General features: G+C 60.7%; 10 protein-coding genes and 1 pseudogene. 8 read left to right on the forward strand and 3 right to left on the reverse strand.

The window, feature by feature from the left end; genetic code table 11:
- Positions 1 to 3: 3 nt before the first annotated feature.
- The 4 genes from RPG13_RS14070 to RPG13_RS14085 all read left to right on the forward strand — a co-directional run bounded on the left by RPG13_RS14070 (position 4) and on the right by RPG13_RS14085 (position 4958).
- A complete protein-coding gene (locus RPG13_RS14070; protein ID WP_128284675.1) occupies positions 4 to 1101 on the forward strand; it encodes an ABC transporter ATP-binding protein in 1098 nt (365 codons plus the stop codon).
- 30 nt (positions 1102 to 1131) lie between these two features.
- Positions 1132 to 2295, forward strand: coding sequence for a mandelate racemase/muconate lactonizing enzyme family protein (locus tag RPG13_RS14075; protein ID WP_126103144.1), 1164 nt, complete (start codon positions 1132 to 1134; stop codon positions 2293 to 2295).
- Between the two features lie 23 nt (positions 2296 to 2318).
- Entirely contained in the window at positions 2319 to 3068 is a 750-nt protein-coding gene (locus tag RPG13_RS14080) for a ribonuclease activity regulator RraA (RefSeq protein ID WP_128284676.1), read from the forward strand.
- A 498-nt stretch (positions 3069 to 3566) separates the two neighbouring features.
- Positions 3567 to 4958: a glycosyltransferase gene (locus RPG13_RS14085; protein ID WP_095486253.1), complete on the forward strand. Its 1392-nt coding sequence runs from the start codon at positions 3567 to 3569 to the stop codon at positions 4956 to 4958.
- Between the two features lie 115 nt (positions 4959 to 5073).
- Here RPG13_RS14085 and RPG13_RS14090 read toward each other — a convergent pair whose 3' ends face one another.
- Positions 5074 to 5496: an AbrB family transcriptional regulator gene (locus RPG13_RS14090; RefSeq protein ID WP_095486254.1), complete on the reverse strand. Its 423-nt coding sequence runs from the start codon at positions 5494 to 5496 to the stop codon at positions 5074 to 5076.
- A 2-nt stretch (positions 5497 to 5498) separates the two neighbouring features.
- Between RPG13_RS14090 and RPG13_RS14095 the strand changes: the two genes are divergently transcribed.
- Genes RPG13_RS14095 through RPG13_RS14105 form a run of 3 tightly spaced genes read left to right on the forward strand, consistent with a single transcriptional unit; the run spans position 5499 to position 7877 of the window.
- Positions 5499 to 5996 carry a methyltransferase domain-containing protein gene (locus RPG13_RS14095; protein WP_245467696.1) on the forward strand — a complete coding sequence of 166 codons (498 nt, stop codon included), beginning with the start codon at positions 5499 to 5501 and terminating at the stop codon, positions 5994 to 5996.
- On the forward strand, positions 5996 to 6163 hold the full coding sequence (locus tag RPG13_RS14100; RefSeq protein ID WP_280953381.1) for a DUF1127 domain-containing protein: 168 nt from the start codon (positions 5996 to 5998) through the stop codon (positions 6161 to 6163). Before RPG13_RS14095 ends, RPG13_RS14100 begins: the two co-directional genes overlap by 1 nt.
- Positions 6164 to 6167: 4 nt before the next feature.
- Entirely contained in the window at positions 6168 to 7877 is a 1710-nt protein-coding gene (locus tag RPG13_RS14105) for a tetratricopeptide repeat protein (protein ID WP_292501391.1), read from the forward strand.
- Between the two features lie 260 nt (positions 7878 to 8137).
- On the opposite strand, the gene RPG13_RS14110 is transcribed toward RPG13_RS14105, so the two are convergent.
- Positions 8138 to 8845, reverse strand: coding sequence for a response regulator (locus RPG13_RS14110; protein WP_095486258.1), 708 nt, complete (start codon positions 8843 to 8845; stop codon positions 8138 to 8140).
- Positions 8846 to 8914: 69 nt separating this feature from the next.
- Positions 8915 to 12604: a PAS-domain containing protein gene (locus tag RPG13_RS14115; RefSeq protein ID WP_095486259.1), complete on the reverse strand. Its 3690-nt coding sequence runs from the start codon at positions 12602 to 12604 to the stop codon at positions 8915 to 8917.
- A 563-nt stretch (positions 12605 to 13167) separates the two neighbouring features.
- Here RPG13_RS14115 and RPG13_RS34945 point away from each other — a divergent pair.
- Positions 13168 to 13575: pseudogene (locus RPG13_RS34945) on the forward strand (FAD-binding oxidoreductase); the annotation flags it as partial.
- Positions 13576 to 14060: the final 485 nt, after the last annotated feature.

The following is a 14060-nucleotide window of genomic DNA, read 5'->3' on the forward strand; positions in this document are numbered from 1 at the left end:
CCGATGGCCCACGTGGTCCTCAAAGATCTCGTCAAGACCTATGGCAGCTTCAAAGCCGTCAACGACGTTTCGTTGACGGTCAATGACGGCGAATTCGTTGCGCTCGTCGGCCCTTCGGGCTGCGGCAAGACAACCACGCTTAATCTCGTCGCGGGGCTGATCCCAATCACATCGGGCGACATCGTCATCGGGGAACGAGTGGTCAACGACCTCGACCCCAAGGACCGCGACATTGCAATGGTGTTCCAGAACTACGCGCTCTACCCGCAGAAATCGGTCTACAAGAACCTGGCGTTCCCGTTGCAGATGCGCAAACTCCCGAGGGACGAGATCGACAGGAAGGTCAAGGAAGCGGCGCGAGTGCTCGACATGACGCACTTGCTCGAGCGCAAGCCGCGCGAACTTTCGGGCGGGCAGCAGCAGCGTGTGGCCCTGGGCCGTGCCCTCGTCCGCGACCCCGCTGTGTTCCTGATGGACGAGCCGCTCTCTAACCTCGATGCCAAACTGCGCGTGCAGATGCGGTCCGAAATAAAGCGGTTCCATCAGGACCTGAAGGCGACGATCATCTATGTAACGCACGACCAGCTCGAGGCCGTGACCATGGCAGACAGGATGGCGGTGATGAACGGCGGCTATCTGCAGCAATACGATTCGCCGGCGCAGGTTTTCGCCCATCCCGTGAACATGTTTGTCGCGAGCTTCATAGGCAGCCCGGCGATGAGCCTTATTCCGCTGGAGGCATCGACGGCAAACGGCAACACCGTGTTGACTAGCGCGGAAGGCTGGAGCCTCGAGCTGTCGCAACTCAACGCGCGCAAGGTCCAGAGGGCGACGACCAAGAAGGTCGTGCTCGGAGCGCGACACTCGACGATCAAGCTGCACAACAGCGCGGTCCCCGGTGCCATTCCGGCCAAGGCCTTTACGGTGGAACCAACCGGAGACGTCACCTTCGTGCAGGCGTTCCTCTCCGGCGCCATCGTCAACATCAGCGTGCCTCCCAACATCGCCGTCGCACCTGACGAACAGATCTGGCTCGAGTTCGATCAGGAGCGGATGCATCTGTTCGACGGCGAAACTGAAATGGCCCTCACGGCCAACTGAGATAGGGCGGCGCGTGGAACGTGGGCGTAGATGACTGAGAAGCTTAAGATCACCGCGATCAAGCCCTATCCAGTATGGGTAGGAACGCGCAACCAGATGCTCGTCAAGGTCGAGACCGACCAAGGCATCTTCGGCTGGGGCGAGAGCGGCTTGAGCGGTCGCGAGAAGGCCGTGGCCGGCGCGGTAGAGCACTATCGCGAGTTCCTCATCGGCCGCGACCCGATGCAGATTGGCCGGATCTGGCAGGAGGTTTATCGCAGCCAGTACTTCGAAGGCGGCCGAGTTCTGCAGGCGGCGATTTCCGCCATCGACATCGCCCTTCACGACATCAAGGGCAAGGCGCTGGGGGTGCCTGTCTACGAGCTGCTGGGCGGCAAGCAGCGCGACCGCGTCCCCACCTTCGCCTCGACCGGAGACGAGGCCGAGGGGGATGTCGCCATAGAACGAGCCCGCGAACTCCGCGCGCAAGGGTGGCAGGCGATCCGCTTCTTCCCCGTCGGGCAAAACGGCAGGGACATCTTCGAGCCGCGCGAGTCGATCGGCGCCACCGCGAGTATGATGAACAAGGCGCGCGAGGCGCTGGGCGACGACGTCGTCCTCGGCATCGACTATCATCATCGGCTATCGGTGGCGGAGGCGGCGAGCTTTTGCAACAAGCTCGGCCGCGGCGTGCTTGATTTCCTCGAGGAGCCGATACGGGACGAGACACCGGAGGCCTACGAATCCCTGCGCACGATGACCGACATCCCCTTTGCCATCGGCGAGGAATTTGCCAGCAAGTGGCAGTTCCTGCCCTATATCGAACGCGGCATCCACCAGTTCAACCGGCTCGATGTTTGCAATGTCGGCGGACTCACCGAGGCGATGAAAGTCGCTGGCTGGAGCGAAGCGCACTACGTCGACCTGATGCCGCACAATCCGCTTGGCCCGGTGTGCACGGCCGCGACCATGCATCTCGCTGCCGCGGTCTCCAACTTCGCGTGGCTCGAGACCAGGGCGCCCGAAAGAAAGCTGGGCTTCGACAATTCCGACTTCTTCCCGGTGCAACCACAACTCGATGGCGCCGACTATCCGGTCAGTGACCTGCCGGGGCTAGGCGTCGAGGTCGACGAAAAGGCGGTCCAGGCGGAGAGCTTTCGTTTCTGGGAAGCGCCTCACCTTAAGCGCCGCGACGGTTCCGTTACGAACTGGTAGTTCTCTTTCAACCGGAGTCCACGATGACACATGCTCCTGACATCACGCGGCCGCCAAAAAACCTGATCGACGCGCTAAGGGAGATCGGCGCCGCGACGGTTGCCGGCACCCTTGGCCACATGGGATTTCGCAATCCGCACATGGTCGGACCGGTAGCCCAAAACCACGGGAAGTCGATCGTCGGGCCGGCGCTGACGCTGCAGTTCATGCCACAGCGGCCGGATCTATTCACCGAGGGAGAATATGCCGATCCGGAGACGCAGTTGCATCGGCACGTGCTCTATCACGCGCAGGAGGGCGATGTGGTCGTGGTCGACGCGCGCGGCGACATGAGCTCGGGCGTCTTCGGCGATATGATGTCGACGTATTTCAAAGGCAGAGGCGGCGCGGGTATCGTCATCGACGGGTGCATGCGCGACCGGCCCAATGTTGAAAAGCTCGATCTGCCCCTATGGCTGCGCGGCTGGACGCCAAATTATCATGTGCAGACCAGCATCTACCCCAATGCCGTCAACGTTCCGATTGCCTGCGGCGGGGTCACGGTGATCCCCGGCGACATCATCGTCGCCGACGACGATGGCGTGGTGGTGCTCCCCGTCGCGATGGCCGCAAAGGTAATCGAAGAATCGCAGAAGCATCACGACTGGGAGGAGTTCTCGCGAGTGAAACTCATGGGAGGCGGTTCGTTGCAGCGCTACTACCCGCTGCATGACGATGCCCGCGGGGAGTATGAGGAGTGGCGCAAAACAAACCGCTTGGAGAACCCGACTTAGCGCATGGATTACCCTGCGGCGGGCGGCAGACCGTCTGGCGGTATCGCCGGCGTCTACGAAAAAGTGGGGAGTCGAATTTCGCTTTGGGGCACCGCTTTCGATCTGGCAGCCGGGATTGACGTGATTCAGACTTCCCCGAAGTCCGCCGAATGTCGGCTCTTGACGGACTGTGTTGATTCTGGTTTCGGGTTTTCGAGAGTCACTTCTTGCCGACCTCGGCGAACAGGAGGGAGGGATCTTCGTTCTCGAAGCGAGGCGTTTGACGCGGTCCTAGAGGTCACGAGCGCGGTCGGACGAGTTGGTATTTGCTCGGCACACCAGGCCCCTAGTTTCCTACATCAAGAAACGCACAAGTCAGCGCTGAAGCGCGAGGCCGAAGCTCATGCTTTCCGCGTTAATGTTCAGGATGGTAAGGTGATCCTTGACGGCAACGTCAAGGTTTAGTCCGAGCGCCAGGCTCCCAAACTTGCTGCCTGGTTGTCGCAGGGAGTCCGGACTGTGGAAGATCGGATTTCGATCATCCGATGGCTCGACAAGCTGGACGCGGCGATTGCTTTGGAGGCTACCTCCCTTCGATCGATAGGCGCGGTACTCGACAGGCCCTGCATGAACATTGTGATGTTTACCAACACATTCAGCCCGCATGTCGGCGGCGTTGCACACAGCGTTGCGTCGTTGTCGGAAATGCTGCGTGAGTTGGGGCATGCAGTCCTGATCGTCGCGCCGGACTATGCGGAAGCAGCTCGATCAGAAAGCGACATCCTTCGTGTCCCTGCGATCCAGAATTTTAACGGCAGCGATTTTTCAGTGCCGATTCCGTTCACCCGCTCGCTCGAGAAGACACTGAACGCCTTCGAACCGGATGTCGTCCATTCGCACCACCCGTTTCTTCTCGGCGACACCGCCCTTCGCACCGCGGCGTCGCGAGCATTGCCGACGATATTTACCTATCACACCCGCTACGAACTCTACGGCCACTACGTTGCGCAGGATGCACCGGTCCTCCAACGGCTCGTGCTCAGCCTGGCGGCTGGCTACTGTGACCTGTGCGATCATATCATCGCTCCAACTCACAGCATTGCCGACCTCTTGCGCCACCACGACGTCACCAAACCGATCACCACAATCCCGACCGGCATTGATCTGGCCAGGTTCGCCGATGGAGATCGGCTGAGATTGCGGAGCCGGTTGGGAATAGTGGAAACCGATTTCATCGTCGGGCACGTAGGCCGGCTGGCGCCGGAGAAGAACCTGACTTACCTCACTGAAGCGGTTTGCCTGTTTCTTTTGCAAAATGAGCGCGCGCATTTTGTCGTCGCCGGCGACGGTGCGTCAGCGTCCGAAATGCGCCGCATGCTGGACGAGGCGGGTCTTCAGGACAGGTGCCATCTGCTAGGCGTGGTCGAAGGCGCCGATCTGGCCGACGTCTATGCCGCCATGGACGTCTTCGCCTTCTCGTCGCGTTCCGAAACCCAGGGTCTTGTGCTCGTCGAGGCGATGGCGACCGGCGTTCCGGTAGTTGGGCTTGATGAACCTGGAGTCCGTGAAGTGGTACGCACCGGAAAGAACGGCTATCTCCTGTCAGCCGATGCGTCCCCAGGCCAATTCTCCAAGGCTCTCGCCAGAGTCCGCGCGCTCACTCCGCCGGGCCGAGCAGCACTGCAAGAAGAAGCCAGACTTACTGCGGCCTCCTACTCACAATCTTCGACCGCGCAGCAGACCGTCGATCTCTATTCGCACGCTGTCGCGAGCCATGCCGGTGCCCGGGCTACCCGCACCCGTTCGTTTGAGGCGACGCTCGAAGGTCTCAAGCAGGAATGGAGAATCCTCGCCAACCTTGCGAATGCCGTCAAGGACGCGGTGGCGACGCGCAGTGACTCCACAAAGTGACGGCTGTGGGACGCTGCGTTCGCGCCTGGACTGCTGCATCCGTCTTCAGCCTATCCCTTCCGCTGAAAGGAAATTTCGTCGGCTCGGTTCGTGTACCTGCCGGTCTCTCGATGCATCATCGATGTCTCTTTAATCTGCTGGCGATCCAGTCCAGGCCGGTAAACAATCCGACGCGATGAAATTCTACCCAAAACTTCGTCGCGAATCCGTTGACGAGAAATGCCCTGACAACATGAAACCCTGTCACAAGCCCGACGGACAAGTGCAGCGTTTGTGCGGTGATGGCCATTTCGACCAGGCCGCCAGGCGAGGCGCCGAGGGTCGCACTGGCCAGGTCCAGTCCCGTTAGCCAGCACAGAAGGGCAGCATAACCGAAAAGCAAGGTGGCAAGGATCAGAATGAAAACCGCGCTGCTGACGAAGACGCGAGGAAGCCGCAAGACCACCTCCCTCTTGAAGCGAGAGCCAATCGAAATGCCGATGAGAAACTGTCCGAACCAATAAGGTCCGCAGGTTGATGCCGTCGGTTGCCGAGCCATGGATGTCAAACAATGAGTGGCGGCAGAATGCAGACCAGAAGCGCCTGGCTGATGCTATGGCCGATACCGTGGTCCTCACCTACTCGCTTTGCACGATCCCGCACCCGAACGGCGCGCTGGCTGAGTTCCGCCGCGTCCTGAAGGCCGGCGGGCGGCTGGTGTTCATAGAGCATGGCGGCGGCGAAACTCCGCTCCCCGAGCACGCTGCAAGGGCGTCTTGTCGGACTGTGGGGCTGGCTTGCCGGCGGCTGGCATCTGACGCGCGAGCCAGCGTGGCTGATCGCGGACGCCGGTTTCACGATCCAGCGCCAAGAAAGAAGGTGGTTTCCCGCGCCTCTGGCAGCTCGGAATTCACACCACCGGGGAAGCGCTCCTCGGCGCTGAAACAAACGAAACACTTCGCGTTCAGCGCGGAAAAACGCCTGAAACAGGGATGGTTTAAATGCAACGGCACCGCTGCATTCCGCGGCGTTAATCATGGAGCGTTGCAATGTCGATAATGCGAGCAGCTTACCGCTCTTTCCGGGACTACCGGGTTCACCGTATGGCGGAACGGACCCTTGCGGCAATGGAGGATGCCCTCCTGAAGGACATCGGGATCAGCCGGTCCGAAATTGGTTTGGTGGTCCGCGGCTTGAAGCGCGGCCAAGAAGACAAGGCGGGCTGAAACCATGAAGCTTTCATTTAGGCTCCCGCTACTGGCCTGTGCGAGCGTGGCCGCCCTTCTGGCGGCGCCCGCCGCCAATGCCCATGACTCGGGCCTTCCGCACCGCCAGGCCAAGGCGGCGGCGGTTGCCGAGGATTCGACAAGCGTCCCGCTGTTCGAAAACCTAGGCAGCCATTCCTACCTTGTCACCACCGCTAACCCGCTGACGCAGGCCTATTTCGACCAGGGCCTGCGCTGGGCGTGGGCGTTCAATCACTCTGAGGCGCAGCGCGCTTTCAGGGCCGCGCAGAAGCTGGACCCGACCTGCGCCATGTGTTTCTGGGGCGAGGCTTACGTGCTCGGCCCCAACATCAACGCCGGCATGGATCCGGAGGCAGCCGCGAACGCCGCCGAAGCCGTCGCGCAGGCGCGCAAGTTGGCGCACCTCGCCTCCAGCCGGGAAAAGGACCTCATCGCCGCGCTCTCCAAGCGTTACAGCGCCGACACTTCGACCGACCAGGGCGCCCTCAACCGGGCCTATGCCACGGCGATGGCGAAACTGGCCGAACGACATCCGCAGGACGACGAGATCGCCACGCTCTACGCCGACGCGCTTATGAACCTGATGCCGTGGGACTACTGGCTTGACAGCGGAGCAACGCCAAAGCCGGACACGATCAAGCTTGTGGCCTCACTGGAGCGGGTGCTGGGCCGCAATCCGGATCATGCCGGCGCGATCCATCTCTATATCCACGCCGTCGAAGCGTCCAAGACGCCGGAAAGGGCCGAACCCTACGCCGACCGGCTTGCCGCCCTCATGCCCGGCGCCGGACACATCGTGCACATGCCATCTCACATCTATCACCAGGTCGGCCGGTGGATCGACAGCCTGGAGATCAACCGCGAGGCGGTGGTCGCGGACGAGGCCTATTTCGAGCGCGTCAGCATAGCGCCGGAGAGCACGCCCGGTGTCTACACGGACGGCTATTATCCTCATAACCTGCATTTCTTGATGACCTCCGCACAGATGGCGGGCGACGTCGAGGCAATCGCCGGGGCGGCCAAAAAGCTCGAAGCGCTGGTCTCCGACACCATGGCCAGAAAGGTGGCTGGGCTGCAGCCGATCAAGGCGGCCACCTATTTTGCGCACGCCCAGTACAGCGATCCCGAGGTCATACTCGCGCTGCCGGTGCCGGCAAACGCCCTGCCGTATGTCGAGGCAACCTGGCGATATGCGAGGGGTCTCGCCTTCGCCGCAACGGGTGCGAGCGAGGCGGCGCGCGCAGAAGCCACCGCAATCCGCAAGCTCGCCGCCGAGACCGATTTTTCCACGGAGACGGCGGGAGGACTTCCGGCGCCGGACCTGCTGGAATTGAGCGCGCTAATCGTGGAGGCCCGCATTGCCCAGCACCAGGGTGACCTACAGGAAGCGCGCAACAAGCTTGAGGCGGCGGTCGCGATCGAGGACGGCCTTGCCTATATGGAACCGGCCTACTGGTATTATCCGGTCCGACAGACGCTCGGCGCGATCCACATGGCCATGGGCGAGCACGAGGCGGCCGCGGCAGCTTTCGAGCACGTCCTGGAGCAGACTCCAAACAACGCCTGGGCGTTGTGGGGCCTGCGCGAGGTTTTCCGCAGGACCGGCAGGGCAGCGGACGCCGAAGAGATGGATGCACGCCTCAAGGCCGCCTGGGTGGGAGCGCCGGACTTTCTCGGCATCGAACGGCTCTGAGCCGCGCTTAAGGTGCCGGCGTCGTTGTCGGCTCAGGAAACGTGTCGCAGCCTCGCAACCCGGCGGCTGCGGCACACAATTCCAGGTGTCGAGAAGACAGGCTTGGCCTGCACGCCTGCCTTTCAGTGCCCACACGTCATAGTGGAACCGCAACCCAACGCAGCATGGATCCCGAAAATCAGAAGTTTGAGCGGGGGAGCCACAAAATCGCAATACCTCGGCCGCAAGGGCTGCGCTGGTCCAACTAGGCAGCGGCGCGCTCAAGAGTAGAGGTAACCCATGCCGCGGATTGTCCTGATCACCTCCGGCTTGGAGGGATCGACCTCAATTTTCTTCCGCAGGCGCGAAACGCGAATGTCGATGCTGCGATCGAAGGGATCCCATCCGCGGTCGTGGGCGAGTTCGAGCAGTTGATCGCGGTTGAGTACTCGTCCGCGATGTTCGCTGAATACTTTCAGAAGCCGGAACTCCATCGCGGTGATCGCTATTTCGGCCCCGTCGGCGTTGTATAATTTGTGTGCGTCCGGGTCGAAGCGGCACTTGCCGAACTGGACCTGGTGGCCCGGAGTGCTCGCTTTCTCCGCAGCTCTTTCGCTCGCCGATGTTCTGCGCAGCACGGCCTTTACCCGCGCCAGCAGCTCCCGCAGGTCCACGGGCTTCGCGACATAGTCGTCGGCGCCAATCTCCAATCCGACAACGCGGTCGACGATTTCCGCCGATCCGGTCAGCATGATAATGGCAACGTCTGAGTGCTCTCGTAGATATCGCGCCAGGGAGAGGCCATCCTCTCCTGGCATTCGGATATCCAATATGACCACATCGACGTGCTGGCTATCAACAAGTTCACGCAGGGCAGGCCCTGCATTGGCCGGCGTCACGGCATAGCCATGATGCTCCAGATATTCCGCCACCGTGTCGCGGATATCCGGTTCGTCATCGCAGACAACTACGTGTGCGTGCGTCGTCAAAATCGACCACCGAGCAACTAGCCTAATGGAAAAGTTGCCTCTGGAGTGACGTGCAATTCAATGGATCTGTCAAGTATTGTTGTTAACCAAGTTCGAGACAAACGAAAGGAGCTCGTTAGGTTTGATCGGTTTCTCAAGATAGGGCCGTTTCGCGGCGCGCAGGAACATCTGCGCGTCCGGGCTGATCGTGTCCCCCGTCAGGAAGGCTAACCTGTCGAGCTCGGCCGGATGGAGCTTGGCAATCTGGTTGAACAATCCCCGTCCGTCCATGTTCGGCATTTTCAGATCGCTCAGGATCAGCGCGAAAGTGCGGTTCTGGAGGTGCAGCAGCGCTTCTTCGCCGGATCTGGCAAAGGTGACGTTGAAACCATCTCGTCTGAGCACCTCAGCGACCAGCTCACCCACTTCCTCTTCGTCGTCTACCACCAGACAAGCAATGCCGGTTGAATTCGGGAGCTCGTCTTCGGCCGTTTCGGCTCGTTCGTCGAGACGGTCCGAAGCAGGCAGCGAAAGTATGAAGGTCGAGCCACCCCCCTCGGGGGATTCGACCTCGATGGTTCCTCCATGGGATTGAACGATCCGATGACAGAAGGATAGCCCGATCCCGGTTCCTGCCCCAATCTCTTTCGTCGTGAAGAACGGCTCGAAAATGCGGGGAAGTATCTCTTTGGAAATTCCCGGACCCGTGTCGGCAACGCTGACGACTATGTTGCCGGTCGTGGGATGAAGCCGCGTTGAAACCGTGATTGTCCGTCGCCCTTCCCAGCCGTGCAGCGCCTGTTCTGCATTGACAAGCAAATTGATCAGCACCTGGGCAAGCTGATCGGGATCCGCCCAGATCGGGGGAAGACCAGGTTCAAGATGAACTGAAAGCCCGATGTCCGACGATCGAATCGAATAGCTCGCCACGTCCACCGCTTCGGAAATAATGTCATCGATCGCAACGTTTGAGGTTCGCGTCGGCTGCTGTCTGGCCATAGCCAGGAAAGTCTTGACGATCCTGGCGCAGCGTTCGGCTGCCTTGCTCATCTTGTCGGCGCGTTCCACGACCTTGGCGTCGGTTGCGGTCTCCTTCAACAGCGATGACAGGCCAAGCACCACCGAGAGCGGATTGTTGAGTTCATGCGCCACCCCCGCCAGCAATCCGCCGAGCGCCGACATTTTCTCGTTCTGGTGCAGCGTCTCGCGCTGCCGCTCCAATTCCTGCTGCATTTCGATACGGTCGGTAAGATCGTAGGCGTGGGAAACAATCACCTTCTCACCGTGGTAATCGATCAGTCGAGACGAAATCGAGCACCAGCAGGTTCCACCGTCCTTGCGTTTGAGCTGGGTTTCGAAATCGTCGACCAACCCCATCGCGAGCAGCCGCTCAACGTATCGCATCCGCGCTGAAGGATCGACATAGTAGTCGATGGCGCTGGTCACGTTGCCGAGCAGCTCAACGGTGGCGGGGCTGCGGTAAAGCAGCTTCCCGTCATGCGCGCGGGTCATCTGGATGTTGACGGGGCAGGCTTCGAGGACCTTGCGGACCATTTCATCCGCTTCCTTGGCGGCCTCCTCGGCCCGCTTGCGCTCTGTAATGTCGACACGGGTGACCACGAACCCGCCTTCGCGGGTCGGACAGTTCGAGACGAAAAACCAACCCCCGTCTGTGTGACGGAATTCCTGTTGCCGGAATTCGCGGCGGTCCCTTGCCCTCTCGGCAAGCCAGTCGTCGATCTTGTCCCGTGGAACCGGAAACTGGTTGCGCTCTGCGGTCACGCGGAGGAACTCGAACCAGTTCACGCCGGGAACGAGCACATCCGCGCTTATCGCGTGCATCTGGCGGTACCTGCTGTTGGCCAGCACCAGGCAATCGTTCCTGTCGTAGAGGGCAAACCCTTCGGCCAGAGATTCGATCGCGTCGATCAGCCGCTCGTTGGCCTTGCGCGTTTCTTGCTGGGCGGCGATCATGTCGGTGATATTCGTCGTGTTCGACACTATCACCTGCCTTCCCTGGAAATCGATCAGGCGAGCGGAAATCGAAGCCCAGAAGGCCTTGTTCTCGGTGTCGTACTGCTGGATCCGAAAATCATCGATCCTGCCCTTTTCGATCAGGGTGCGCTCCAATATTGCGCTATAGTCTGGATCGACATAGTGGTCGGTTATTCGAGGACGGTCGGCGTAGAGATCTCTGGTAGCAGGATTGCGGTAGAGCGTTTCTCCCTCGATCGTGGTCATGTGTATCGGCGAAGGGCAGGCATCGAGCACCTTTTGCAGCAGTGCCGTGGCGTCGCGCTCGGCAGCCTCGGCCTTCTTGCGCTCGCTGATGTCGGCGCGCGTTACGACGAAGCCGCCAAGATCGGTGGGATGTATCGATACCGAGTGCCATTTGCCGTCGGAGAGGGGGACTTCGAAATGGGAGTGAAACTCGATCCGGCCTTGAATCCGCTCGTCCAGCCACTCATCCTCGCGCCCAACCGCATTGCGGTACACGCCGCGCTTGGCGGATTCGCGAAGGAGTTCGGCCCATTCCACGCCCGGTTTAACGAGATCCCGCACCGGGTGGTTCAGCTCGCGGTAAAGGCTGTTGCACATGACCAGGCGGTGATCTTCGTCGTACAGTGCGAACCCCTCGGAGAGTGATTCAACGGCGTCTGCGAGCATCTCCCGCGCCGCAGCGACCTCGCCGTCACGCTTCTTCTGCTTGGTCACATCGGCGATGCCGGCGAGAACCACTCGCCGGCCCTGGAACTCGACGATCCTGAGATTGCCCGTGGCCCAGAACTCTTGGCCGTCGGGTCTTTTAAGAAGCACCTCGCAATTTTCGACGACGCCCTTTTGCATGAGCTCCCGATTGATTTCCCGGTGTTTCTCGGGGTCGACAAAGTAATCGCCGAGCCGCACCGTCTCGCGTTGCGCCTTTTTGCTCCATCCAAGCAGCCGTTCGGCAGCATTGCTCTGGTAGATGAGTTCCCCCGAACTCGCGTCGTTCATCCATACCGGCAACGGATGATGCTTGATCAAGAAACCGAACAGATCCTCGCGCTGCTTCCGTTCCGTGATGTCCAACACCCCGATGATGAGCGAGCGGCGCCCGCCATAAACACCGCGACGGCAGTTGGTCGAACACCAGACAGTCGATCCGCTCGCGTTTCTAAGCTGGATTTCGTGATCCCGCACGATGTCGCTGTTGTTGGCAAGAGACCTGATTTCATCGAATTCGCCAGTATTCACGAAATGATCCGTCAGGAATTGCGGTTCGTTCGACGTCCATTTTCGGCCAAGCAGGTTCGACGCATCGAGGCTTTCATAGAGGATTTGCCCGCTTCCCGCGTCCACCACCCAAACGGGCAGCGGGTGACTGTCCGTGATGCAGCGGAATATCTCGGCGTTTTCCAGGTGCGCGATCTGCGCTCGCTTCATGTCAGTAATGTCGACGCTTACCAGGGCGATGCCACCGTCCGGCCGAGGATGTGCCGTGAGCAACTTCCACCGCCCATCCAAAGTCTCCGCTTCAACAGGAGCGTCGTCGATTTGCATCCATCGCGCCGCAGCGCTTTCAGCGAACGCGTTGCCCGGCTCGATGGGGCGGCCGTCGAAACTTTTCAGACATGAGAGGGCTTCGGCGATTGCGGCAATGGCGTCCATCGGCTGCATCTCGCCGCGGTCGAGCCGCTGGCTTCCAAATATCTCCGGATTGCTACCAACGAGGACATTGTTGGCGTCAAAGAGGGCATAGCCTGTGGGTGTGGATGTAACCGGATTATCAGGCCGCATGGACGTTCCCTTTGTTCGCGTGATGTCCCGAGGGCGGATACTAGACCCTCTTTGTTTCAGCACACATTCAGACGCTGCGTGATTTGTTTCAACTGTTTCGGCGCGTGGGAGTCTTCGCCAGCGCTGGCGTGAAAACGAAATCTATCCAACGCTCCAGAAAAACGGCCGAAACATGAATGGCCTAGATTACACGGCCGAAACCACGGCTCGAGCTAACGACTCGGGATCTTAACCAGCCACAAAATGCCGCCTGTCATCCCCTTCGAGCGTGCCGCTGAAACAAACGAAACATTCCCACGGCGTCACAGAAAAACGTCTGAAACGAAGGCGGTGTATGACAAGAAGAGCCGCAGTGCGGCAGATTCAACCGGCGAAACGCAAATGTCCGGCGCCCAGGACGAACAATCTAGTCTTGGCGAGTTGCCGACGCGTCTTGCTCCGAAACCTGAGGGTTCAAAATGGATAAGCCAGTAACTTCGTATGATTTCCCCGACCGGCTCCGCGCGAGCCTTATTGACCAAAACCATCCGGTCTATGAAGAGGCTCGCGGGCTCTACAACGCTATGATCGACAAGAGGCCGCGCTGGATCATCCCTTGCGCCGAGGTCGCCGACGTCGTCGCGGCCGTCAATTACGCCCGAGAGAAGCATTTGCTTCTTGCCATTCGCGGCGGCGGCCACAACGGTCCAGGCTTCGGCAGTTGCGACGGCGGGATGGTCATCGACATGTCGCCGATGAAACGGGTCGATATCGATCCCACGACTCGAACGGTTCGCGTCGAGGCCGGCTGCACCCAAGGCGATGTCGACCGCGCCACCAGCGTTCATGGGCTGGCGGTGCCGGCGGGCATCGTCGCGACCACAGGCGTCGCCGGACTGACGCTGGGAGGCGGCACCGGCCATCTCACGCGCAAACACGGCCTCACCATTGACAATCTGCTTGCGGCCGAGGTCGTGCTGGCCGACGGCAGCGTCGTGACGGCAAGTGAGGACGAACACCCGGAGCTGTTCTGGGCGCTGCGCGGCGGCGGCGGCAACTTCGGCGTTGTGACGCGCTTCATATTTCAGGCGCATCCGGCGAAGGATGTCTATGCCGGGCCGATCTTCTTCGACATCGCAGATGCCGCGGAGATCATGCGCTGGTACCGCGACTTCCTGCCCGGAGCGCCGCGAGAGCTCGGGATGTTCTTCGGCATCAAGACGGTGCCCTCCTGCGACCCTTTCCCGCGCGAGATCTGGGGAAGGCGCATATGCGCGCTGATCAGTTGCTACAACGGCGCAGAGGAGGACGGCATCCGGGCGATGCAGCCCGTGCGCGACGCGCTTCCCAAGCCTTTGATGGACGGTATGGTGCAGATGCCCTTCGTCGATCTGCAGGCGCTGTTTGATCCGCTGCTGCCGAAGGGCTTGCAGTGGTACTGGAAGGGCGATTATGTCGACGAGCTGTCCGATGCGGC

This window comes from Mesorhizobium sp. ISC15 (assembly GCF_037162615.1).
Classification (GTDB): domain Bacteria; phylum Pseudomonadota; class Alphaproteobacteria; order Rhizobiales; family Rhizobiaceae; genus Mesorhizobium; species Mesorhizobium mediterraneum.

Coding starts and splice junctions, on each gene's coding strand:
- RPG13_RS14070 (WP_128284675.1), top strand. CDS start 4: ATGGCCCACGTGGTCCTCAAAGATCTCGTCAAGACCTATGGCAGCTTC.
- RPG13_RS14075 (WP_126103144.1), top strand. CDS start 1,132: ATGACTGAGAAGCTTAAGATCACCGCGATCAAGCCCTATCCAGTATGG.
- RPG13_RS14080 (WP_128284676.1), top strand. CDS start 2,319: ATGACACATGCTCCTGACATCACGCGGCCGCCAAAAAACCTGATCGAC.
- RPG13_RS14090 (WP_095486254.1), bottom strand. CDS start 5,496: ATGGCTCGGCAACCGACGGCATCAACCTGCGGACCTTATTGGTTCGGA.
- RPG13_RS14095 (WP_245467696.1), top strand. CDS start 5,499: ATGTCAAACAATGAGTGGCGGCAGAATGCAGACCAGAAGCGCCTGGCT.
- RPG13_RS14100 (WP_280953381.1), top strand. CDS start 5,996: ATGCGAGCAGCTTACCGCTCTTTCCGGGACTACCGGGTTCACCGTATG.
- RPG13_RS14105 (WP_292501391.1), top strand. CDS start 6,168: ATGAAGCTTTCATTTAGGCTCCCGCTACTGGCCTGTGCGAGCGTGGCC.
- RPG13_RS14115 (WP_095486259.1), bottom strand. CDS start 12,604: ATGCGGCCTGATAATCCGGTTACATCCACACCCACAGGCTATGCCCTC.